This is a genomic window from Streptomyces sp. DH12, assembly GCF_020873895.1.
In the GTDB taxonomy this organism is placed as follows: Bacteria; Actinomycetota; Actinomycetes; order Streptomycetales; family Streptomycetaceae; genus Streptomyces.
Genome location: NZ_JAHWGT010000021.1, coordinates 42,287 through 62,147, shown reverse-complemented (window position 1 = coordinate 62,147; position 19,861 = coordinate 42,287). Strand labels below are relative to the sequence as shown.

At 72.5% G+C, this 19,861-nt stretch carries 21 protein-coding genes; 10 read left to right on the top strand and 11 right to left on the bottom strand.

All coding sequences use genetic code 11. The annotated features are described in order from the left end of the window. The first annotated feature begins 234 nt into the window (after nucleotides 1-234). The 4 genes from LPA54_RS20495 to LPA54_RS20480 all read left to right on the top strand — a co-directional run bounded on the left by LPA54_RS20495 (nucleotide 235) and on the right by LPA54_RS20480 (nucleotide 3,449). Nucleotides 235-498 (top strand): hypothetical protein, encoded by a 264-nt coding sequence (locus tag LPA54_RS20495; protein WP_228979877.1) that lies wholly within the window; start codon nucleotides 235-237, stop codon nucleotides 496-498. A gap of 729 nt (nucleotides 499-1,227) precedes the next feature. Beyond that, entirely contained in the window at nucleotides 1,228-1,716 is a 489-nt protein-coding gene (locus tag LPA54_RS20490) for a hypothetical protein (protein ID WP_228979875.1), read from the top strand. A 226-nt stretch (nucleotides 1,717-1,942) separates the two neighbouring features. Continuing rightward, nucleotides 1,943-2,248 carry a hypothetical protein gene (locus LPA54_RS20485; protein WP_228979874.1) on the top strand — a complete coding sequence of 102 codons (306 nt, stop codon included), beginning with the start codon at nucleotides 1,943-1,945 and terminating at the stop codon, nucleotides 2,246-2,248. A 19-nt stretch (nucleotides 2,249-2,267) separates the two neighbouring features. Then, a complete protein-coding gene (locus tag LPA54_RS20480) occupies nucleotides 2,268-3,449 on the top strand; it encodes a glutathionylspermidine synthase family protein (RefSeq protein ID WP_228979873.1) in 1,182 nt (393 codons plus the stop codon). Nucleotides 3,450-3,526: 77 nt separating this feature from the next. On the opposite strand, the gene rocD is transcribed toward LPA54_RS20480, so the two are convergent. Further along, nucleotides 3,527-4,732, bottom strand: a complete 1,206-nt coding sequence (gene rocD, locus LPA54_RS20475; RefSeq protein ID WP_228979871.1) for an ornithine--oxo-acid transaminase — start codon at nucleotides 4,730-4,732, stop codon at nucleotides 3,527-3,529. A 795-nt stretch (nucleotides 4,733-5,527) separates the two neighbouring features. Here rocD and trpS point away from each other — a divergent pair. From trpS to LPA54_RS20460, 3 genes are all read left to right on the top strand, one after another. Further along, nucleotides 5,528-6,544 (top strand): tryptophan--tRNA ligase, encoded by a 1,017-nt coding sequence (gene trpS / locus LPA54_RS20470; protein ID WP_228979866.1) that lies wholly within the window; start codon nucleotides 5,528-5,530, stop codon nucleotides 6,542-6,544. A 120-nt stretch (nucleotides 6,545-6,664) separates the two neighbouring features. Next, nucleotides 6,665-7,261, top strand: coding sequence for a 2'-5' RNA ligase family protein (locus tag LPA54_RS20465; protein ID WP_228979865.1), 597 nt, complete (start codon nucleotides 6,665-6,667; stop codon nucleotides 7,259-7,261). Nucleotides 7,262-7,338: 77 nt separating this feature from the next. Beyond that, on the top strand, nucleotides 7,339-8,238 hold the full coding sequence (locus LPA54_RS20460; RefSeq protein WP_228979863.1) for a YihY/virulence factor BrkB family protein: 900 nt from the start codon (nucleotides 7,339-7,341) through the stop codon (nucleotides 8,236-8,238). Here the strand turns inward: LPA54_RS20460 and LPA54_RS20455 are convergent. Then, nucleotides 8,204-9,424 carry a D-alanyl-D-alanine carboxypeptidase family protein gene (locus tag LPA54_RS20455; RefSeq protein WP_228979862.1) on the bottom strand — a complete coding sequence of 407 codons (1,221 nt, stop codon included), beginning with the start codon at nucleotides 9,422-9,424 and terminating at the stop codon, nucleotides 8,204-8,206. The two genes, LPA54_RS20460 and LPA54_RS20455, sit on opposite strands and share 35 nt — an antisense overlap. Nucleotides 9,425-9,485: 61 nt before the next feature. On the opposite strand from LPA54_RS20455, the gene LPA54_RS20450 reads away from it, so the two are divergent. The 3 genes from LPA54_RS20450 (at nucleotide 9,486) to LPA54_RS20440 (ending at nucleotide 12,817) form a co-directional block, all read left to right on the top strand. Beyond that, nucleotides 9,486-9,737 (top strand): SCO4848 family membrane protein, encoded by a 252-nt coding sequence (locus tag LPA54_RS20450; protein WP_228979860.1) that lies wholly within the window; start codon nucleotides 9,486-9,488, stop codon nucleotides 9,735-9,737. A gap of 9 nt (nucleotides 9,738-9,746) precedes the next feature. Further along, on the top strand, nucleotides 9,747-11,114 hold the full coding sequence (locus LPA54_RS20445; protein WP_228979859.1) for a metallophosphoesterase: 1,368 nt from the start codon (nucleotides 9,747-9,749) through the stop codon (nucleotides 11,112-11,114). A gap of 143 nt (nucleotides 11,115-11,257) precedes the next feature. Continuing rightward, on the top strand, nucleotides 11,258-12,817 hold the full coding sequence (locus LPA54_RS20440) for an ABC transporter substrate-binding protein (RefSeq protein ID WP_228979857.1): 1,560 nt from the start codon (nucleotides 11,258-11,260) through the stop codon (nucleotides 12,815-12,817). Nucleotides 12,818-12,903: 86 nt separating this feature from the next. Here the strand turns inward: LPA54_RS20440 and LPA54_RS20435 are convergent, their stop codons facing one another. From LPA54_RS20435 to sdhC, 9 genes are all read right to left on the bottom strand, one after another. Beyond that, nucleotides 12,904-13,695, bottom strand: coding sequence for a TetR/AcrR family transcriptional regulator (locus LPA54_RS20435; protein ID WP_228979855.1), 792 nt, complete (start codon nucleotides 13,693-13,695; stop codon nucleotides 12,904-12,906). Between the two features lie 11 nt (nucleotides 13,696-13,706). Then, a complete protein-coding gene (locus LPA54_RS20430; RefSeq protein WP_267487401.1) occupies nucleotides 13,707-14,099 on the bottom strand; it encodes a DCC1-like thiol-disulfide oxidoreductase family protein in 393 nt (130 codons plus the stop codon). Nucleotides 14,100-14,124: 25 nt separating this feature from the next. Further along, on the bottom strand, nucleotides 14,125-14,532 hold the full coding sequence (locus tag LPA54_RS20425) for a hypothetical protein (RefSeq protein WP_228979852.1): 408 nt from the start codon (nucleotides 14,530-14,532) through the stop codon (nucleotides 14,125-14,127). A gap of 182 nt (nucleotides 14,533-14,714) precedes the next feature. Beyond that, nucleotides 14,715-14,903 carry a ferredoxin gene (locus LPA54_RS20420; protein WP_228979850.1) on the bottom strand — a complete coding sequence of 63 codons (189 nt, stop codon included), beginning with the start codon at nucleotides 14,901-14,903 and terminating at the stop codon, nucleotides 14,715-14,717. A 13-nt stretch (nucleotides 14,904-14,916) separates the two neighbouring features. Next, nucleotides 14,917-16,140 carry a cytochrome P450 gene (locus LPA54_RS20415; protein ID WP_228979848.1) on the bottom strand — a complete coding sequence of 408 codons (1,224 nt, stop codon included), beginning with the start codon at nucleotides 16,138-16,140 and terminating at the stop codon, nucleotides 14,917-14,919. 200 nt (nucleotides 16,141-16,340) lie between these two features. Continuing rightward, nucleotides 16,341-17,099, bottom strand: coding sequence for a succinate dehydrogenase iron-sulfur subunit (locus LPA54_RS20410; RefSeq protein ID WP_058944754.1), 759 nt, complete (start codon nucleotides 17,097-17,099; stop codon nucleotides 16,341-16,343). Continuing rightward, complete coding sequence (gene sdhA, locus LPA54_RS20405) at nucleotides 17,099-18,853, bottom strand: succinate dehydrogenase flavoprotein subunit (protein WP_228979846.1); 1,755 nt, start codon at nucleotides 18,851-18,853, stop codon at nucleotides 17,099-17,101. The genes LPA54_RS20410 and sdhA overlap by 1 nt, the downstream gene beginning before the upstream one ends. 24 nt (nucleotides 18,854-18,877) lie before the next feature. Then, nucleotides 18,878-19,357, bottom strand: coding sequence for a succinate dehydrogenase hydrophobic membrane anchor subunit (locus tag LPA54_RS20400; protein WP_228979845.1), 480 nt, complete (start codon nucleotides 19,355-19,357; stop codon nucleotides 18,878-18,880). Between the two features lie 8 nt (nucleotides 19,358-19,365). Then, nucleotides 19,366-19,746: a succinate dehydrogenase, cytochrome b556 subunit gene (gene sdhC / locus LPA54_RS20395; protein WP_308112880.1), complete on the bottom strand. Its 381-nt coding sequence runs from the start codon at nucleotides 19,744-19,746 to the stop codon at nucleotides 19,366-19,368. Between the last annotated feature and the right edge of the window lie 115 nt (nucleotides 19,747-19,861).

The window sequence follows — 19,861 nt, the reverse complement described above, 5'->3', positions numbered from 1 at the left end:
CCGCACCCCCCACAGGAAAACGACCCGTGAAGGAAAGGAAACCGGCCGGCCAACCGGATCGCCGTCGCGGCGAGCGGGTGGAGCCTCTACGGCTTCCTGGTCGGCCACGACACGGCCGCCGGCCGCGAACAGGGTTCCACCGACGGCTACTTCGAGCTGCCGGCCACCACGGCGCCCCTGCCGCTGGTCCTCTTCACCCTGTACTGCGCCTTCTCACCGGTCGTGTGGCCGGTGATGGTCGGCGACACGGAGGACACCCGGCCGCGCGGCACCGGCGGACGCCTGCGGGCCCTGGCCTTCCACTGGACCGTGGTGCTCCTGTCCGTCGTGCTGATCGGCCTGCTCGCGGGCACGTCGGTGACGGACCTGCTGGCCGACGTGCTCGGTGCCCCCGCGGCCTGGGCGCTGCTCGGCGCGTCCGCCGCCTACTGCCTGCTGTCGCCCTTCGTCCTGCCCGTCCTGGGCGCCCGCGAGGAGGCGGAGCGCACCACTCCGTGACCCGGTGACGAGCGACCGCATGACCGGCGTTCTGGTTGCCGAAGTCCACGCGGTGGTCCGGGCGGGCTCACCGCGGTCCGCGCCCGGGGCTTCGGGCCCCGGGCGGCCGGTGACGTCGCGGACGCGGCGAGCGCTCTTGCGCGGCGCTTGACCGAGCGTGAGGTACGGCGCCCAGGGCGCCGCCGCCCGGGAGGTCGCGGCCGACCTGTTCCTCAGCGTCGGCACCGTGCGCCACCGGCTGTCGTCGGCCATCGGCAGACTGCACGCCCGGACCCTGGTCGACGCGATCGGCATCGCCGATCGGCACGGCTGGATCCGACCCGCGCCGACCGCGCCCCGGAGCGAGGCTGTTCGCACACGCTGTGGGTTTCCCGCGCTCTGTCTCACGCTTCCTGTCCGGCGTGTACGACCGCCACGACCGATCCTTGCATTACGTCTACCGGAGCCGCCGCGACCAGCTCGCCGCCCTCCAGGGCCTGAACGCCTTCCGCCACTCGCGACGGTCTCGTCGTCGGCTACGCCGCCCCCACTGGCAGCGCTTGGCCCGGAGCCTTCTACGCCCTCTGCCGGCTAGTGCCGTGAATTGCCTCCACTGACCCTCAGATTTTCCTCAACTGCGATGATGGTCGGGAATGCGGACGATATAATGGGAGGCGTGAGGGAGGGGGGCCCGACCAGCCCCCTGTCTATTGTCTGAAATTATACGTGGGGGAAGCAGTCGTGAAATATATGAGCAAGGTCATCGCCGGTGCCGTGACGTCCGCGCTCGCGCTCGGAGTCGTTCTCGCCGGACCTGCGACGACCGCGCAGGCCGAGCCTGGCGGGCGCTTCTACATCGTCAACAAGGCGACCGGCACGTGTCTGAAGGGCAACGGTGTCAACAAGGACCTGTCCCTGGGCAGGTGCAGCAACACGGAAGCCTTCCACTGGAACAACTACGGCCAGGCGAAGTACGTCAACTACAGCACCGGAACCGTTCCCTTCGGTGTTGCCTGCCTCGCGGCAAACGGCAAGAACGGCCCTGTCTCGCTCCGGGAGTGCAGCACGGGCAAGGGGGTCGGGGGCTGGCAGCTCGCCTCTCTGAACAACGGTGCGCAGACACCGATCGCCAACAGCAAATGCGGATACCTGCAGGCGTTCAACGACAAGGTGGCGAAGTGTGGGGCGCGCCCCGCGAACCAGAACGCCAGCACCTGGATCATCAAGTATTCCCTCTGATTCGACAGGGGCGTTTCTCGATTCCCGTCCCTAGCGCGGAGTGAGTATCCGCTCGAAATGCGCGGCGCCGTCGATCACGGCATCGCGCGTGCGCACCGCCGTCGCACGCCTCGCATGCGGCGGCGGTGCGTCGTCTACCCCTAGGTTCCCGCGTGTCCAGTGGCGCGGCTAAAGTGTCCGGGCGTTCGACGCGCTCGTATGGTCCATCAGGGCACGGGGGAAAGAAATGCGCAGATTTCGGTCAAGTCACGTCGTACTGGGGGGTATGGGCGCGCTCGCGCTGACGCTCACCTCCTGCGGGAGTTCCGAGCCGGACAGGCGGTGCGTCGACCCGGTCACGCGCGAGGTCCTGCCCGACTACAAGTGCCGCGGCGGCAGCGGTAGCGGCAGCAGTGGCAGCGGCAGCGGGGGAGGCTCCGGGTCGTACTACTACGGCGGGTCCTCCAGCAGCGGCAGGGTCGAGGGCGGCAGCTTCGACAAGGCGTCCGTCCAGCGCGGTGGCTTCGGCTGCTCGGGCAGCGGCGGCGGCTGACCGGCGGCGTACGCACACCATGGAGCGCCACACCACCGAACCCCGCCCCGACTGGCAGCGCACCGTCGAGGAGCAGGGCTGCGTCTACCCGCTGACCCGCCACCCGGACGGCTCGCTGCGCCCGTACTGGGACGAGTCCGCGTACTACTCCTTCACCCTGCCCGAGGTCGAGGCGCTGGAGGAGGTCGTCGAGGAGCTGCACGCCATGTGCCTCGCGGCGGCCGCGCACATCGTCGAGCGCGACCGGTTCGCCGACCTCGGCATCACCGACCCGCGCCTCGCCGCCCTGGTCGCCGAGTCGTGGCACCGGCGCGCGGAACTGCCGTCGCTGTACGGCCGGTTCGACCTGCGGTACGACGGCCGGGGCCCGGCGAAGATGCTGGAGTACAACGCCGACACCCCCACCTCGCTGGTCGAGGCGGCCAGCCCGCAGTGGTTCTGGATGGAGGAGCGCTTCCCCGGAGCCGACCAGTGGAACTCGCTCCACGAGCGGCTCGTCGACGCGTGGCGCCGGCAGGCCCGCCTGCTGCCGCCCGGCCCGCTGCACTTCGTCCACTCCGACGGCGACGAGATCGGCGAGGACCTGATGACCGTCGCCTACCTGCGGGAGACCGCCGAGCAGGCCGGGATCGCCACGGAGGCGCTGTCGGTGGAGCGGATCGGCTGGGACCGGCTGTCGGGCCGCTTCGTCGACGACCGGCTGCGCTTCATCCGCAGCTGCTTCAAGCTCTACCCGTGGGAGTGGCTGGTCACCGACGCGTTCGGCCCGCACGTCCTGGACACGCTCGACAACGGCGGCGGCACCGGCAGCACCTGCTGGATCGAACCGGCCTGGAAGATGCTCCTGTCCAACAAGGCGCTGCTGGCGGTCTTGTGGGAGCTGTACCCGGGCCACCCCAACCTGCTGCCCGCCTACCTCGACGGCCCGCGCGAGCTGGCCGTCGAGGGCGGGTACGCCGCCAAGCCGCTGCTGGGCCGCGAGGGCGCCGGCGTCACCCTGCACGAGCCGGGCGCCGAGCCGGCCCTCCGCGCCGAGCCGTGCTGCTACCAGGGCCTCGCCCCGCTGCCCGACTTCGACGGCAACCGGGTGGTGCTGGGCGCCTGGGTGGTCGAGGACGAGGCCGCCGGGCTCGGCATCCGCGAGTCCTCCGGCCCCGTCACCGACACCTACGCCCGCTTCCTGCCCCACGTCATCCTGTAGACGGCGATCCTGTGGACGGCACGGCGGCCGGCCCCCCGGGACCGGCCGCCGTGCCGTCCGGCGGGCGGGCGGGGGCCTCAGACGGCGAGGACCTCCCGCAGCTGCTCCAGCCCCCAGTCCAGGTCCTCCTTGGAGATCACCAGCGGCGGCGCGATGCGGATGGTCGAGCCGTGCGTGTCCTTCACGAGCACGCCGCGCGCCATCAGCCGCTCGGAGACCTCGCGGCCCGTGCCCCGGGCCGGGTCCAGGTCCACCCCGGCCCACAGGCCGCGCCCGCGGACCTCGCGGACCGCGCCCGTGCCGACCAGCAGGTTCAGCTCCCGGTGCAGGTGGTCGCCGAGCTCGGCCGCCCGCTGCTGGTACTCGCCGGTGCGCAGCATCGCCAGCACCTCCAGCGCCACCGCGCAGGCCAGCGGGTTCCCGCCGAACGTCGAACCGTGCTCGCCCGGCCGGTGCACGCCCAGCACGCGCGCGCTCGACACGACGGCCGACACCGGCACGACCCCGCCGCCCAGCGCCTTGCCCAGCAGGTACATGTCGGGGACGACGCCCTCGTGCTCGCAGGCGAAGGACCGGCCGGTGCGGCCCAGGCCCGACTGGATCTCGTCCGCGACGAGCAGCACGTCCCGCTCGCGCGTCAGCTCCCGCACGCCCGCCAGGTAGCCCGGCGGCGGCACGAGGACGCCCGCCTCGCCCTGGATCGGCTCCAGCAGCACGGCCACCGTCTCGTCGGTCACCGCCGCCGCCAGCGCCTCCAGGTCGCCGTACGGGACGACGTCGAAGCCCGGCGTGTACGGTCCGTGGTCCTCGCGCGCCTCGGGGTCGGTGGAGAAGCTGACGACCGTCGTCGTGCGGCCGTGGAAGTTGCCCGCCGCCACGACGATCCGCGCGGCGCCGTCCGGGACGCCCTTGACCCGGTAGCCCCACTTGCGGGCGGTCTTCACGGCGGTCTCGACCGCCTCCGCCCCGGTGTTCATCGGCAGCACCGCCTCCATGCCGCAGAACTCCGCGAGCTGCGTGCAGAAGTCGGCGAACCGGTCGTGGTGGAAGGCGCGCGACGTCAGCGTCACGCGGTCCAGCTGCGCCTTGGCGGCCTCGATCAGACGGCGGTTGCCGTGGCCGAAGTTGAGCGCCGAGTAGCCGGCGAGGAGGTCGAGGTAGCGACGCCCCTCGACGTCCGTCATCCACGCGCCCTCCGCCGTCGCCACGACCACGGGCAGCGGGTGGTAGTTGTGCGCGCTGTGCGCCTCGGCGGCAGCGATCGCGTCCTGCGTTCTCGACACGGGGTCTCCGTTCGTCATCGTACGGCCGGTCGTCTCTATCGTCGCTCGCCGCGGGCCCGGGGAAACCCGGTCCCGCGCGGCGCCGACAGGGTGGACGGTACGCGCGGCGACCGGCGCCCGGGGGAGGAACCGGGGGGAGCCGCGCGCGGGCGGGCCGTTTCCGCCACCGCCCCCGGCCGCACGACGCGGAGTACGGCCGGCCCCGGCCGTGCGGGTCGCTGCCGTGCGGGCCCCGAGGGGGTGCGGGCCCCGGCGGCGCGGCCGGTCCGGGCGGGCCCCGGGGGGTGCGGGTCGGTCCGGGCGGGCGCCGACGGGCGGGCCCCGGTGGTGCGGGTCGGTCCGGGCGGCCCCGGCCGTGCGGCCCCGGCTGTGCGGGTCGCTGCCGTGCGGGCCCCGGTGGTGCGGGCCCGGCTGCGCGGGGCCGGTCCGGTCCGGGTCCGGCCGGACCCGGACCGTCGTGAACTACGACACGGTCCCCCGCCCCCGGGCAGCGCCCCGGCCGCCTGCCCCTCCGTACCGGCACCGCCTCGCCCGCCCCGCGTGGCCCCCGCCCGGAACGCGGGGCCGCCGCCGCCGGGCGGCGCGGCCGGGGGCGTCGCCGCAGCACAGGCGGGCGGCGCGGCGCCCGCACGGCGGCCGGCCCCCGCGCCGGACGCCCGCGCCGGCCGCCATCCGGCGCCCGGCGACCGGCACCCCGGGCCCCTTCCGCGGGGGTCCCGCGGGCCCCGCCGAGCGGAGTCCCGCAGTCCGGCGGGCAGTGCCGAGCTGTCGTCCGGACCTGAGAGAATGTGGGGCATGGCCTCCACGCAGCGACCTCGTGTGCTCTCCGGGATCCAGCCCACCGCGGGCTCCTTCCACCTCGGCAACTACCTCGGCGCGGTCCGCCAGTGGGTCGCCCTCCAGGAGACCCACGACGCCTTCTACATGGTCGTCGACCTGCACGCGATCACCGTCCCGCAGGACCCTGCGGAGCTGCGCGCCAACACCCGGCTCGCCGTGGCCCAGCTGCTCGCCGCCGGGCTCGACCCGGAGCGGTGCACCCTCTTCGTCCAGAGCCACGTCCCCGAGCACGCCCAGCTCGGCTGGGTCATGAACTGCCTGGCCGGGTTCGGCGAGGCGTCCCGCATGACGCAGTTCAAGGACAAGGCCGCCAAGCAGGGCGCGGACCGCGCCACGGTCGGCCTCTTCACGTACCCGATCCTCCAGGTCGCCGACATCCTGCTGTACCAGGCGCACCAGGTCCCGGTCGGCGAGGACCAGCGCCAGCACATCGAGCTGACCCGCGACCTCGCGGAGCGGTTCAACGGCCGCTTCGGCGAGACGTTCACCGTCCCCGCGCCGTACATCCTCAAGGAGACGGCGAAGATCTACGACCTCCAGGAGCCGACGGCGAAGATGTCGAAGTCGTCGGCGACGCCCAAGGGCCTGATCAACCTCCTCGACGAGCCGAAGGCCACCGCCAAGAAGGTCAAGAGCGCGGTCACCGACACCGACACCGTGATCCGCTTCGACCCCGAGGGCAAGCCCGGCGTGAGCAACCTCCTCACGATCATGTCGACGCTCACCGGCACCCCCGTCGACCGGCTGGTCGAGGGGTACGAGGGCAAGATGTACGGCGCCCTCAAGACGGACCTCGCCGAGGTGGTCGTGGACTTCGTCACGCCCTTCCGCACCCGCACCCGGGAATACCTGGACGACCCGGAGACGCTGGACTCGATCCTGGCCAAGGGCGCGGAGAAGGCCCGCGCCGTGGCGGCCGAGACCCTCGCGCAGACGTACGACCGGGTGGGCTTCCTGCCCGCCAAGCACTGAAGCCGGACGGCTCTGGCCACGGGACGGGTCCAGGCGCCACACTGGCGACCGCGTCGCGGCGCGACCGCGGCGACCGCAGCGACCGCATCGTATGGATGACCGAAGGATGAGGAGAACGACGTGGGGACCGTAACGCTCGGCGTTTCGATCGCGGTCCCGGAGCCCTACGGCAGCCTGCTCCAGGAGCGGCGCGCGGGCTTCGGTGATGCCGCGGCCCACGGCATCCCCACGCACGTCACCCTGCTCCCGCCGACCGAGGTGGACGCCGGGCGGCTGCCGGAGATCCGTGCCCACCTGGCCGCGGTGGCGGCCGCCGGCCGGCCCTTCCCGATGCGGCTGAGCGGCACGGGCACGTTCCGGCCGCTCTCCCCGGTCGTCTACGTCCAGGTCGTCGAGGGCGGCTCGGCCTGCGCCCGGCTCCAGCAGCGGATCCGCGACGCGTCGGGGCCGCTGGTGCGGGAGCTCCAGTTCCCGTACCACCCGCACGTCACCATCGCCCACGGCATCGCGGAGGAGGCGATGGACCGCGCCTACGCCGACCTCGCCGGCTTCGAGGCGCAGTGGACGGTGCGCTCCTTCGCCCTCTACGAGCAGGGCGCCGACGCCGTGTGGCGCAAGCTGCGCACATACGACTTCGGCTCCGGCCGCCCCGGTGGCACGGTGCCCGCCCAGGGCTCACCGGTCGACCAGCCGACCGCCACCCCGTACGGCGTCTGAGGGCCGGACCTCCGAAGCCCGCCGGATCCGGTCGCGCCGCCCGCGGTGGCGCGGCCGTCCGGTGGTAGGCGTACGCCATGGACTGGCTCACCAACCTCCCCGTCATCGGCCCGTGGGCCGTCCGTCTCATGCGCACCCACGCCTGGCGCGCCTACGAGGCCCTCGACCGGTCCCACTGGTCGCGGCTGGCCGCCGCGATCACCTTCATCAGCTTCCTCTCCCTCTTCCCGCTGATCACCCTGGGTGCCGCGGTCGGTGCCGCCCTGCTCAGCGACGACGGGCTGCGTACGGTCGAGGCGAAGATCGGCGAGCAGGTGCCGGGCATCTCCGACCAGCTGGACATCGGCTCCCTCGTCGACAACGCCGGCACGATCGGCCTGGTCGCCGGCGGGGTCCTGCTGTTCACCGGCGTCGGCTGGGTCGGCTCGATGCGCGAGTGCCTGCGCGTGGTGTGGGGGTGCGACGACGCCGACGACGGCAACCCGTTCGCCCGCAAGGGCAAGGACGCCCTGCTCCTGCTGGGACTCGGCGGCACCGCCCTGGCCTCCCTCGCCGCCTCCACCCTCGGCTCCACCGCCGTCGGCTGGAGCGCCGAGCGGCTCGGCATCGCCGACGGCGGCGCCGGCGGGGTGCTGCTCCAGACGGCGGCGCTCGCCATCGCCGTCCTCGCCGACTTCCTGCTCCTGCTGTACCTGCTGACCCTGCTGCCCGGCGTGGAGCCGCCCCGCCGCGACCTGGTGGTCGCGGCGCTGATCGGCGCGGTCGGCTTCGAGCTGCTGAAGCTGCTGCTGGGCGGCTACATGGCGGGCGTGGCGGGCAAGTCGATGTACGGGGCGTTCGGCGTGCCCGTCGCCCTGCTGCTGTGGATGAGCTTCACCGCCAGGCTCCTGCTGTTCTGCGCCGCCTGGTCGGCCACCGGCCGTCGGGAGGAGGGGGCCGCCGCTAGCGCTCCCTGCGGACCGGCCACCGCCGGTTGATCACGAAGACCGCGCCGGAGAGCACGATCAGCACCCCGCCGACGACCGCCAGGGCGATCCCCGCGCCGCTCGATCCGGCCTCCGCCCGGCCGGCGGGCGCGGCCTCGACGGCGCCGCCCCCGTCCGTGACGGGCGTCGGCGCGGCCGTCCCGGTACCGGTGCGCGCGGACTTCGGCGGCACCAGCTCACCGACCGGCTTCACCTTCCCGGCCGCCGCGAAGCCCCAGTCCAGCAGGCGCGCGGCCTCCTTGTAGACGGCGAACCGCTCCGTCGACGACGGGTTCATCACCGTCACCAGCAGCACCCTGCCGTTCCGCTCGGCGACACCGGTGAAGGTGGACCCCGCGTGCGTGGTCGTGCCGTTCTTCACCCCGGCGATGCCCTTGTACGGCTCTATGCCGTAGTCCCCGGTCAGCAGCCGGTTGGTGTTCTGGATCTCGAAGGTGCCCCGCTTCGAGCCGGGCTTCTTCTCGCCGGGGAACTGCGTCCGCACGGTCGAGCAGTACTCGCGGAAGTCCTCGTTCTGCATGCCGCTGCGCGCGATCAGCGTCAGGTCGTACGCGGACGACACCTGCCCCTGGGCGTCGTACCCGTCGGGCGAGACGACGTCCGTGTCGAGCGCCTGGAGCTCGTCGGCGCGCTCGTTCATCTCCCGCACCGTCTTGGCGACGCCGCCGTTCATCTCGGCGAGGGCGTGGACGGCGTCGTTGCCGGACTTCAGGAAGACCCCGAGCCACAGGTCGTGGACGGTGTAGCTCTGCTTCTCCTTGATGCCGACGAGGCTGGAGCCCTCGCCGACCCGCGCCAGCTCGCCGGTGGAGACCAGGTGCGTGCGCGTCTTCGGGAGCTTCGGCAGCAGGGTGTCGGCGAAGAGCATCTTCAGCGTGGAGGCGGGGGCGAGCCGCCAGTGCGCGTTGTGCGCGGCCAGCACGTCGCCGCTCTCGGCGTCCGCGACGATCCAGGACCGGCCGGTCAGCTCCTTCGGCAGGACCGGCGCCCCGCCCGCGAGCCGCACCTGCGTGCCCGGCTTGCCCAGCAGCGCCCCGCCCACCGTCGACATGGACGCGGGCGGCTTCGGGTGCGGCTTCGGCTGCGGGCTCGGCGCGGCGATGGCGGGACCGGCGGCGGCGAGGGGGAGCAGCACGGCGGCGGCCACGGAGGCGGCGGCCTTCTTGAGGGCATGCACGTTCGAGAACGTACAACCACCCGGCTCGGCTCCCGACACCGGTGCACCGGATACTGGATCCATGAGACTCAGCCGCTCCGCCTCCTGGTTCCTGCTCGCGTTCGGGGTGTGGAGCTGGTTCATCTGGATCACTTTCGTCAAGAACCTGTGGAACGACGCGAGTGGCCTCGCCTTCGACGACGCGGGTGACCCCACCGGATACTTCTGGGTCCATCTTCTGCTGGCCGTCACGTCCTTTCTCCTGGGGACGGCCATTGGCGTGATCGGGTTGCGCGGAGTGCGCGCCCAGCGGCGCGAACGCGACGAGAAGTAGGAGGGGGCCATGCTGGTGGCCTTGCTGGTCCTCCCCCTGATCCTGGCGCTCTTCGGCGGGGTCCACTGGTACGTGTGGCGGCGGCTCGTCCGCGACACCACCCGCCCGGGCAGCGCGGCGCGGCGGGCCGGCACGGTCGCCGCGGCGGCCCTGCCGCTGCTGTCGCTCGGCGCGCTGACCGCGGGCCGTGCGGGCGCCCCGTTCGCCCTCCAGCAGGGCCTGGCCTGGCCGGGCTTCCTGTGGCTGGCGGTCCTCCTGTACCTGGTGCTGGCGCTGCTCGTCGGGGAGCTCCTGCGGCCGGTGCTGCTGCGCCTGCCGGCCCGCCGCGCCGCCGCCCCGGCCGCCGATCCGGCCGCCGCGCCCCGCGAGACGGCGACCGTACGGGCGGTCGTGGCGCCGCCCGTACCCTGCCCGGCCGGACCGGCAGGACCGGCTGCCGAGCCCGCCGGTGCCGCCGAGCCCGCCCCCGCTCCGGCCGCCGAGCCCGCCGCGGGTACCGCCGAGCCCCCGGAGGCGCCCGCGCCCGCTGCCCCCGAGGCGCCCGCGCCCGGGGTGTCCCGGCGGCTGTTCGTCTCCCGTGCCGTGGGCGCCGCCGCCGTGGCCGCCGCCGCCGGGACCGTCGGGTACGGCACCCACGGCGTCCTGCGCGGCCCGCGCGTCAAGCGGGTCACCGTGCCGCTCGCGAAGCTGCCCCGCGGCGCCCACGGGTACCGGATCGCCGTGGTGAGCGACGTCCACCTCGGTCCGATCCTGGGCCGCGCCCACACCCAGCGGATCGTCGACGCCGTCAACTCCGCCCAGCCGGACCTCGTCGCCGTGGTGGGTGACCTGGTCGACGGCAGCGTCGCCGACCTGGGCCCGGCGGCCGAGCCGCTCGCGGGGCTGCGGGCCCGGCACGGCAGCTTCTTCGTCACCGGCAACCACGAGTACTTCTCCGGCGCGGAGGAGTGGATCGACGAGGTCCGCGAACTCGGCCTGCGCCCCCTGCGCAACGAGCGCGTCGAGATGGCCGGATTCGATCTGGCAGGCGTCAACGACGTCGCCGGCGCCACCTACGGCGACGGCCCCGACTTCGCCCGCGCCCTGGGCGACCGCGACCGGGCCCGCACCGCGGTGCTCCTCGCGCACCAGCCGGTACTGATCCACGACGCCGTCCGCCACGGCGTCGACCTCCAGCTGTCCGGCCACACCCACGGCGGCCAGATGTGGCCCGGCAACTTCCTCGCCGACCTGGCCAACCCGACCCTCGCCGGTCTGGAGCGCTACGGCGACACGCAGCTGTACGTCTCGCGGGGCGCCGGCGCCTGGGGGCCGCCGGTCCGGGTGGGGGCGCCGTCCGACATCACGGTCGTGGAACTCGCGTCCCGGCAGGCCTGATTCGGAGTCTCCCGAGCATCCCGCGTTCCGCAGGCGGCATCGCGCTTGTGGCTGTGAAGTGAAGGTTTTCCCTTCCGCCGGTGAACACCCTGTGGTTGAGTTTGCGCCATCGCACAGGGGAGGGCGTGAAAGGAATCACGGCTATGCGATCGATCCGTCTACGGATCATTGTCGTCTGCATCGCTCTGGTGGTGGCCGGGACAGGGGCCTGGCACCTGCTTCCGACAGAAGAGGAGAACGATCGTCCCATCACCGTCGGCACGACCGACGAAGTGTCGTCACTGGACCCGGCCGGAGCGTACGACGCCGGTTCCTGGGCCCTCTACAGCAACGTCTACCAGTCGCTGCTGACCTTCAAGCCGGGTTCGACGACCCCGGTGCCCGACGCCGCCCAGACCTGCGGGTTCACCGGCGGCGGCCTCACCGCGTACCGCTGCACGCTCCGTGAGGGGCTCGCGTTCTCCAACGGGCGCGCGGTGACCGCCGAGGACGTCGTGTACTCCTTCGACCGGATGCGCGGCATCGGCGCCGACGTGGGGCCGGCGGCCCTGTTCCCCACGCTGAGGAGCGTCACCGCCGACGGCCGGGACGTCGTCTTCCGGCTCGGCGCCCGGGACGCCACGTTCCCGCTGAAGCTCGCCACCGGCGCGGGCGCGATCGTCGACAGCAGCCGCTACCCGAAGGACCGGCTGCGGGAGGGCGACGCCGTCGACGGCTCGGGGCCGTACGTGCTCAAGGAGTACCGCCCCGGCGTCCGCGCCCTGCTGGAGCCCAACCCGCACTACCGCGGCGCCGTCCACCGGTCGGGGACCCCGGTGGAGGTGCGGTACTTCGCCGAGGACGAGCAGCTGGCCTCGGCCTGGCGGAGCCGCCAGGTCGACGTGACGCACCGCCAGCTGCCGCCGCAGGTGCTCTCCGCGCTCGACCCGGGCGCGGAGGACGTCCGGATGACGGAGGCCACCACCGCCGAGATCCGCAGCCTCGTCTTCGACGTCCGCGAGGACTCGCCGATGGCCGAGCGGGCCGTACGGCAGGCGGTGGCCGGGCTCGTCGACCGGGCGAGGATCGCGACCGGGCCGTACCACTCCACCGTGGAGCCGCTGTACTCGCTGATCCCGCGGGGCTTCGTCGGCCACAGCACGCCGTTCTTCGACTCGTACCCCGAGGGCGCCGAAGCCGTCGAACGGGCCGAGGAGCTGCTGCGCGAGGCGGACGTCGAGACGCCGGTGACCTTCACCTACGGCCACCGCGCGGGGGAGACCTGGGCGGCGGAGGCGGCCGAGCTGCGCCGCCAGCTGGAGTCGACCGGGCTGTTCCGGGTGCGGATCGTCGCCGCCGAGTGGAAGGAGTTCCAGAAGGGCTACACGAGCGGTGCCTACGACGCGTACGGGCTGGGCTGGCTGCCGGACTTCCCCGACTCCGACAGCTTCACGCAGCCGCTGGTCGGCCGGGACAACGCCCTGCACAACGGCTACGCCAGCACACGCGTCGACCGGCTCATCGCCGCCACCCAGCAGTACGGCGACCGGGCCAGGGCGGTCGGCGACTTCAAGCAGATCCAGGCGCAGGTGGCGCGTGACGTGCCGCTCGTGCCGCTGTGGCAGAAGAAGGACTACGTGCTCAGCACCCTCGACGTGACCGGTTCGCAGTACCTGTCCGACGGCACCGGCATCTGGCGCCTGTGGCAGCTGGGCTGGATCTAGGGGGCCCGTCACGGCCCGGCCCGAGGGCGGCCCGTGCCCTCCGCCGGGGCTCCTGAGGAGGCCCCGGGCAGCGCCCCGGGGACGCCCTAGGCGTCCCCCGCCTTCGGGCCCTTCGCGGGCCGGCCCCGTGCCGGCCCCTCACCGCCGGGCGTCCGGTGCGCGTCTTCCGCGACCGCGTCCTTCTCCAGCGCGTCCCTGGCGCCCGGCATGAACTCCACGATGACGTCGTGCGCCTGGCGCGCGAGCGGCCGCAGCACCCGGAACCGGGAGAGCGCGATGGCGCGCGCGGCGAGCGGCGCCGTCCGCTCCACCAGTCGGCGGCTGCGCTCGGCGCCCTCGCTGCGGTCGTACACCCAGAACAGCACCAGCCCCATGTGCATCAGCCACATCATGTGCGGCAGCAGGTCGGTCAGTTCGGGCGCCGTCTTGGTGTCGGAGCCGTGCAGGACCTCCTCCTGGATGGAGATCGCGGCACGGCGGGCGTCGACCGAGTCGGGGGAGAAGGGGCTGAGGGGGCTCTCCGGGTCGGCGGCGTTCTTGAAGAACTGGGCCGCGAACCGGTGGTAGGGCTCGGCGACGTCCAGCCAGGTCAGCAGCGAGTCCCGGATCCGCGCCGCGAGGTCGCGGTCGCCGTCGAGGACGGGCCGGACCGCCGCGGCGTGCTCGGCGGCGATCCGGTCGTAGAACCCCTGGACCAGGTGCTCCTTGGAGGCGAAGTAGTAGTAGGCGTTGCCGACGGAGACACCCGCCTCCTGGGCGATGGCCCGCATCGTGGTCTTGTCGTACCCCCGCTCCTGGAAGAGCCGCAGGGCGGTCTCCAGGATCAGGGTGCGGGTCTGCTCGCTCTTCGCCACCTTGCCGGCCTTCTGGTCCTTCACAGCACCCGAGCCTAGTCGGAGCGCCCGGATGTGCCGCACCTGCCGCCCGCGCAGGTGGGGCCCGCCGTCGCCGCCCGCCACCGGGCGGCGGCGAGGACGGTCGTCCGGGCGAGGGGCCGCCCGGCCGGGCTCGCCAGCCAGTGGGCCTTCGCACGGTGTTCGGCGAGCGCCCAGAGGCAGACGATCCAGGCGTCGGTGGAGCGGTAGACCTGCCCGCCGTCGCCCACGACCGTGATCTCCTCCAGCGTCGCCGCGTGGTCGAGCGCGGGGAACCGGCGCCGGGCCTCGACCGACCCGGCCGGTACGAGGTCCAGCGGGACGAGCGCGCGCTGCCGCAGCAGCCAGTGGCGCACGTGCACGCAGAGCGGGCACTGGGCGTCGTACAGGACGGTCAGCCGCCACAGGGGCTTCACCGGGGCCACCGCGGGCTCACACGCGCACGGCCGGCGGCGTCCAGCCCTGCGGCGGGACCGGCGGCTGCTGCTCGCGGTCCATCGCGCCGCGGCGGCGGATGCGGTTGAGGACGTAGACGTTGCCGAGGTGCATGACGCCGAGGACGAGGAGGACGACGCCGAGCTTCACCGACAGCCCCTCGAACAGGTGCCGGACGGTGTCGATGCCGGTGTCCTGACGCAGGTAGAGCGCGACGAAGCCGAAGTTGACGAGGTAGAAGCCGACGACGAGGAGGCTGTTCACCGCGTCGGCGAGCCCCTCGTCCCCGCGCAGGACGTTGGCGAGGAAGATCCGCCCGTTGCGGCTCAGCGTCCGCGCCACCCACACGGTGAGGACCACGCTGATGAGCAGGTACGCGATGTAGGCGACAACCGTGAGGTCCATGCCCCACCCTCCTTGAACACGTTCAAAAGTAGTGTCGACGTCGACTGTAGACCTCCTTTTGAACATGTTCAAGCGGGGGTGTCGGCACGCGCCCGGACGCACGGAAGGGCCCCGGGGCCGACCGCCTGGCGCGGCGGCCCCGGGGCGGGGGCGGGGGAGGGGGCGGAGGGTGCGGTCGCCGGTCAGGTCCCGGTGACGGTGATGGCGCGGACCGGGCAGGCGCGGGCAGCCTCGCGCACCATCGGGTCGTCCTCGTCGTGGCCCGGCACCAGGGCGCTGAAGCCGTCGTCGTCCTGGGTGAAGACGCCGGGGGCCGTCAGGGCGCACTGGCCCGCCCCCATGCAGCGGTCGTGGTCGATGGAGATGCTCATGGGCCCACCTTCCTCACCAGGCGACCGGCAACTCCACCATCCCCTGCAGCGTGTCGCCGGGTTTGAACGGGACCTCCTCCGCCGGCACCGCCAGCCGCAGCCCCGGCAGCCGGGCGAGCAGCGCGCCGAAGGCGATCTCCAGCTCGGCCCGCGCCAGATTCTGGCCCAGGCACTGGTGGACGCCGAAGCCGAACGCCACGTGGTGCCGCGCGGAGCGCCCCCAGTCCAGTACGTCGGGGTCCTCGTACACCGCGCCGTCCCGGTTGATCAGCGAAGCGGGGAAGACCACCCCGTCCCCGGCCCGGATCACCGTCCCCGCGGCCTCGACGTCCTCCCGCGCGAACCGCAGCAGCCCGTCCGCGATCGACAGGAACCGCAGCAGCTCCTCCACCGCCGCCGGCACCAGCGACGGGTCGGCGCGCAGCTCCGCCAGCCGCTCGGGGTGCCGCAGCAGCGTGTACGTGCCGAGGGAGATCATGTTCGCGGTCGTCTCGTGCCCCGCCACCAGCAGCAGGACCGCCAGGTCCACCAGCTCCTGGCGCGTCGCCAGGCCGGTCGCGTACCGCTCCACCGCCAGCCGGTCCAGCAGCCCCTCGCCGGGCGCGTCCCGCTTGGCGTCGACCAGGTCACCCAGGTACCCCTCCAGGGCGGCCAGCGCGTCGCGGACGTCCTGCGGCTCCGGCCCGCGCAGGGCGCGCCGCGACTGCTCCTCGAAGAACTCGTGGTCGGCGTAGGGCACCCCGAGCAGGTCGCAGATGACCATCGACGGCACCGGCAGCGCGAACGCCCCGACGAACTCGGCCGGCGGACCCTGCTCGACCATGGCGTCCAGCAGCCCGTGCACGATCCGCTCGATCCGCGGCCGGGTCTGCGCCGCCCGTTTCAGGGTGAAGCTCGGGATGAGCGGCCGGCGCCGGGCGCCGTGGGCCGCGCCGTCCTCGCCGAGCAGCACCCGCCGCCGGGTGCGGGCGGCCGTCGCGCGGGCCGTGGGCATGGGGAAGGCGGGGTCGCCGGAATCGGTGGACAGCCGCGGGTCGGCGAGGAGCTCACGGGCCAGGGCGTGGCCGGTGACGGCCCACACCCGCCGCCCGTCGTAGAGGGTGACGCGGCCGAGCGGGCGCTCCGCGCGGAGCGGCGCGTAGCCGGCGGGCGGGTGGTAGGGGCAGGTGCGGTCCTGGGGGAACGCGACGGGTTCCCTGCTCTCCGCGGCTTCCGTGACGTGCCTGGCTTCGGGCATGGGGCCTCGCAGACGAAGACGGAGCGGTCGGTCGTTGCGCTCCCTCTTACCTGCCCCGTACACGCACCCGCGCCACGCGCCTTCCGGCCAAAGTGCCGGCAGCACCCCGCGCCCACGGCGCCGCCGCCTACGCCGACGGCCCGCGCCCCGTGCGCGGTACGCAGGGGGCGCGGGCCGTCGGCGGACCCGTGGCCGGAAGGTCAGAAGCGACGCGTGATCAGCGCGCGCTTGACCTCGGCGATGGCCTTGGTGACCTCGATGCCGCGGGGGCAGGCGTCGGTGCAGTTGAACGTGGTGCGGCAGCGCCACACGCCGTCCTTGTCGTTCAGGATCTCCAGCCGCTGCTCGCCGGCCTCGTCACGCGAGTCGAAGATGAAGCGGTGGGCGTTCACGATCGCGGCCGGACCGAAGTACTGGCCGTCGTTCCAGAACACCGGGCAGGAGGACGTGCAGGCCGCGCAGAGGATGCACTTCGTCGTGTCGTCGAAGCGCTCCCGGTCCTCGGCCGACTGCAGGCGCTCACGCGTCGGCTCGTTGCCGGACGTGACGAGGAACGGCATGACGTCCCGGTACGCCTGGAAGAACGGCTCCATGTCGACCACGAGGTCCTTGAGGACCGTCATGCCCTTGATGGGCTCGACCGTGATCGGCTTCTCCGGGTTGATGTCCTTGATCAGCGTCTTGCAGGCGAGCCTGTTCTTGCCGTTGATCCGCATCGCGTCGGAGCCGCAGATGCCGTGCGCGCAGGAGCGCCGGAAGGTGAGCGAGCCGTCGACGTCCCACTTGATCTTGTGGAGACCGTCGAGCACGCGCTCCTTCGGGTCGATCTCGATCGTGAAGTCCTGCCACTGCGCCTCGTCGGTGACCTCCGGGTTGAACCGGCGGATCCGGAACGTGACCGTGATGTACGGCGAGGCGGCGGAGTCCTTCTCCACCTTGTCCAGTACGGGGGTAGCCATCAGTACTTACGCTCCATCGGCTGGTAGCGGGTCTGGACGACCGGCTTGTAGTCGAGGCGGACGGTCTCGGTGCCGTCGTCGCCGACCTCGCGGTACGCCATGGTGTGGCGCATGAAGTTGACGTCGTCGCGGTTCGGGTAGTCCTCGCGGTAGTGACCGCCGCGGGACTCCTTGCGCGCGAGCGCGGAGACGGCCATGACCTCGGCCAGGTCGAGCAGGTTGCCCAGCTCGATGGCCTCCAGCAGGTCCGTGTTGTACCGCTTGCCCTTGTCCTGGATGGAGACGTTGCGGTAGCGCTCGCGCAGCTCGCCGATCTTCTCGACCGCGGTCTTGATCGTCTGCTCGGTGCGGAACACCATGACGTTGGCGTCCATGGTCTCCTGCAGCTCGCGCCGCAGCTCCGCCACCCGCTCGGTGCCGGTGGAGTTCCGCAGCCGCTCGACCTGCTCCGCCACGAAGGACGCCGGGTCCTCCGGCAGCTCGACGTAGTCGGCCGTCGCGGAGTACTCGGCGGCGGCGATGCCCGCGCGCTTGCCGAAGACGTTGATGTCGAGCAGCGAGTTGGTGCCCAGGCGGTTGGCGCCGTGCACCGACACGCAGGCGACCTCGCCCGCGGCGTACAGGCCCGGCACGACGGTGGTGTTGTCGCTGAGGACCTCACCCATCACGTTGGTCGGGATGCCGCCCATGGCGTAGTGCGCGGTCGGCTGGATCGGGATCGGGTCCGTGTACGGCTCGATGCCCAGGTACGTCCGCGCGAACTCGGTGATGTCGGGCAGCTTGGCGTCCAGCTGCTCCGGCGGCAGGTGCGTCAGGTCCAGGAAGACGTGGTCGCCCTCGGGACCGCAGCCGCGGCCCTCGCGGATCTCCGTGTAGATGGAGCGCGAGACGACGTCGCGCGAGGCGAGGTCCTTCATGACGGGCGCGTACTTCTCCATGAAGCGCTCGCCGTCCTTGTTGCGGAGGATGCCGCCCTCACCGCGGGCGCCCTCCGTCAGCAGGATGCCCATGCGCCAGATGCCCGTCGGGTGGAACTGGAAGAACTCCATGTCCTCCAGGGGCAGGCCGCGCCGGTAGCAGGCGGCCTGGCCGTCACCGGTCAGGGTGTGCGCGTTCGACGTCACCTTGAAGAACTTGCCGGTGCCGCCGGACGCGTAGATCACGGCCTTCGCCTGGAAGACGTGGATCTCGCCGGTGGCCAGCTCGAAGGCGACCACGCCGGCGGACTTCTTGACGCCGTCGACCTCGGTGATCAGCTGGTCCAGGACGTAGAACTCGTTGAAGAACTCCACGCCCTCCTTGACGCAGTTCTGGTACAGCGTCTGGAGGATCATGTGGCCGGTGCGGTCCGCGGCGTAGCAGGACCGGCGGACCGGGGCCTCGCCGTGGTTGCGGCTGTGGCCGCCGAAGCGGCGCTGGTCGATGGTGCCGTCCGGGGTCCGGTTGAACGGCAGGCCCATCTTCTCCAGGTCGAGGACGGCGTCGATGGCCTCCTTCGCCAGGATCTCCGCGGCGTCCTGGTCGACCAGGTAGTCACCGCCCTTGACCGTGTCGAAGGTGTGCCACTCCCAGTTGTCCTCCTCCACGTTGGCCAGCGCGGCGGCCATGCCGCCCTGCGCGGCGCCCGTGTGGGAGCGGGTGGGGTACAGCTTCGTCAGCACGGCGGTGCGGCTGCGCTTCGTCGCCTCGATGGCGGCGCGCATGCCCGCGCCACCGGCGCCGACGATGACGGTGTCGTACTTGTGGATCTTCATGGTGTGGAATACCCCAGCCCGTGCCTAGCGGATGTTCGGGTCGAAGGTGAAGATCACCAGCGTGCCCAGGAGGATCGTGAACACCGTGGCGGTGTAGAGCAGGCCCTTGAGCCACAGACGCGTGTTCGGGCGCTCGGCGTAGTCGTTGATGACGGTACGCAGGCCGTTCGCGCCGTGCAGCATCGCGAGCCACAGCATCAGCAGGTCCCAGACCTGCCAGAACGGGGACGCCCAGCGGCCCGCCACGAAGGCGAAGCCGATCTTGGAGACGCCGCCGTCCAGCACGAGCTGGATCAGCAGGTGGCCGATGACGAGCACGACGAGCACGACGCCGGAGAGGCGCATGAAGAGCCACGCGGCCAGCTCGAAGTTGCCGCGCGTCGACTTCGGCGTCTTCTTCGTCCGCTTGCGGGGCGGCTCGATGAGCGGGGCCGGGTTGTCGACGTCGTAGAGGCTCACGCCCTCGACCGGCTCGACGGCGGACTTGGTGAGGTCAGCAGACATGAGTGGCGTCAGCTCCCGAACAGTTCACGTGCGGCGTGGCCGAGGACCGGGTAGACGGACCCCGCCATCAGCACGATCCAGATGCCCATGACGGTCCAGAGCAGGTGCTTCTGGTAGCGCGCGCCCTTGGACCAGAAGTCCACGGCGATCACACGCAGGCCGTTGAGCGCGTGGAAGAGGATGGCGGCCACGAGGCCGTACTCCAGCAGCGCGACGATCGGGGTCTTGTACGTCGCCACGACGTCGTCGTACGCCTCGGGCGAGACGCGGACGAGAGCGGTGTCCAGTACGTGTACGAACAGGAAGAAGAAGATGAGGACGCCGGTGACTCGATGAGCCACCCACGACCACATGCCTTCCCGGCCGCGGTACAGCGTTCCAGCCGGCACGGAAAAACCCTCCGGGAGCGGGGATCAGGGTCGGCCGGCTTCTCTGTCGGTCAGACCCGGCCGGGTACGGTCCACCGGCCCCGGTCATGGTAGCGACGACTTGTCGGTTCCCTCG

Excerpts from the sequence above, each read along its gene's own strand:
- LPA54_RS20495 (WP_228979877.1), top strand. The coding sequence starts at position 235 with ATGGTCGGCGACACGGAGGACACCCGGCCGCGCGGCACCGGCGGACGC.
- LPA54_RS20490 (WP_228979875.1), top strand. The coding sequence starts at position 1,228 with ATGAGCAAGGTCATCGCCGGTGCCGTGACGTCCGCGCTCGCGCTCGGA.
- LPA54_RS20485 (WP_228979874.1), top strand. The coding sequence starts at position 1,943 with ATGCGCAGATTTCGGTCAAGTCACGTCGTACTGGGGGGTATGGGCGCG.
- LPA54_RS20480 (WP_228979873.1), top strand. The coding sequence starts at position 2,268 with ATGGAGCGCCACACCACCGAACCCCGCCCCGACTGGCAGCGCACCGTC.
- trpS (WP_228979866.1), top strand. The coding sequence starts at position 5,528 with ATGGCCTCCACGCAGCGACCTCGTGTGCTCTCCGGGATCCAGCCCACC.
- LPA54_RS20460 (WP_228979863.1), top strand. The coding sequence starts at position 7,339 with ATGGACTGGCTCACCAACCTCCCCGTCATCGGCCCGTGGGCCGTCCGT.
- LPA54_RS20450 (WP_228979860.1), top strand. The coding sequence starts at position 9,486 with ATGAGACTCAGCCGCTCCGCCTCCTGGTTCCTGCTCGCGTTCGGGGTG.
- LPA54_RS20445 (WP_228979859.1), top strand. The coding sequence starts at position 9,747 with ATGCTGGTGGCCTTGCTGGTCCTCCCCCTGATCCTGGCGCTCTTCGGC.
- LPA54_RS20440 (WP_228979857.1), top strand. The coding sequence starts at position 11,258 with ATGCGATCGATCCGTCTACGGATCATTGTCGTCTGCATCGCTCTGGTG.
- LPA54_RS20425 (WP_228979852.1), bottom strand. The coding sequence starts at position 14,532 with ATGGACCTCACGGTTGTCGCCTACATCGCGTACCTGCTCATCAGCGTG.
- LPA54_RS20420 (WP_228979850.1), bottom strand. The coding sequence starts at position 14,903 with ATGAGCATCTCCATCGACCACGACCGCTGCATGGGGGCGGGCCAGTGC.
- LPA54_RS20415 (WP_228979848.1), bottom strand. The coding sequence starts at position 16,140 with ATGCCCGAAGCCAGGCACGTCACGGAAGCCGCGGAGAGCAGGGAACCC.
- LPA54_RS20410 (WP_058944754.1), bottom strand. The coding sequence starts at position 17,099 with ATGGCTACCCCCGTACTGGACAAGGTGGAGAAGGACTCCGCCGCCTCG.
- sdhA (WP_228979846.1), bottom strand. The coding sequence starts at position 18,853 with ATGAAGATCCACAAGTACGACACCGTCATCGTCGGCGCCGGTGGCGCG.
- LPA54_RS20400 (WP_228979845.1), bottom strand. The coding sequence starts at position 19,357 with ATGTCTGCTGACCTCACCAAGTCCGCCGTCGAGCCGGTCGAGGGCGTG.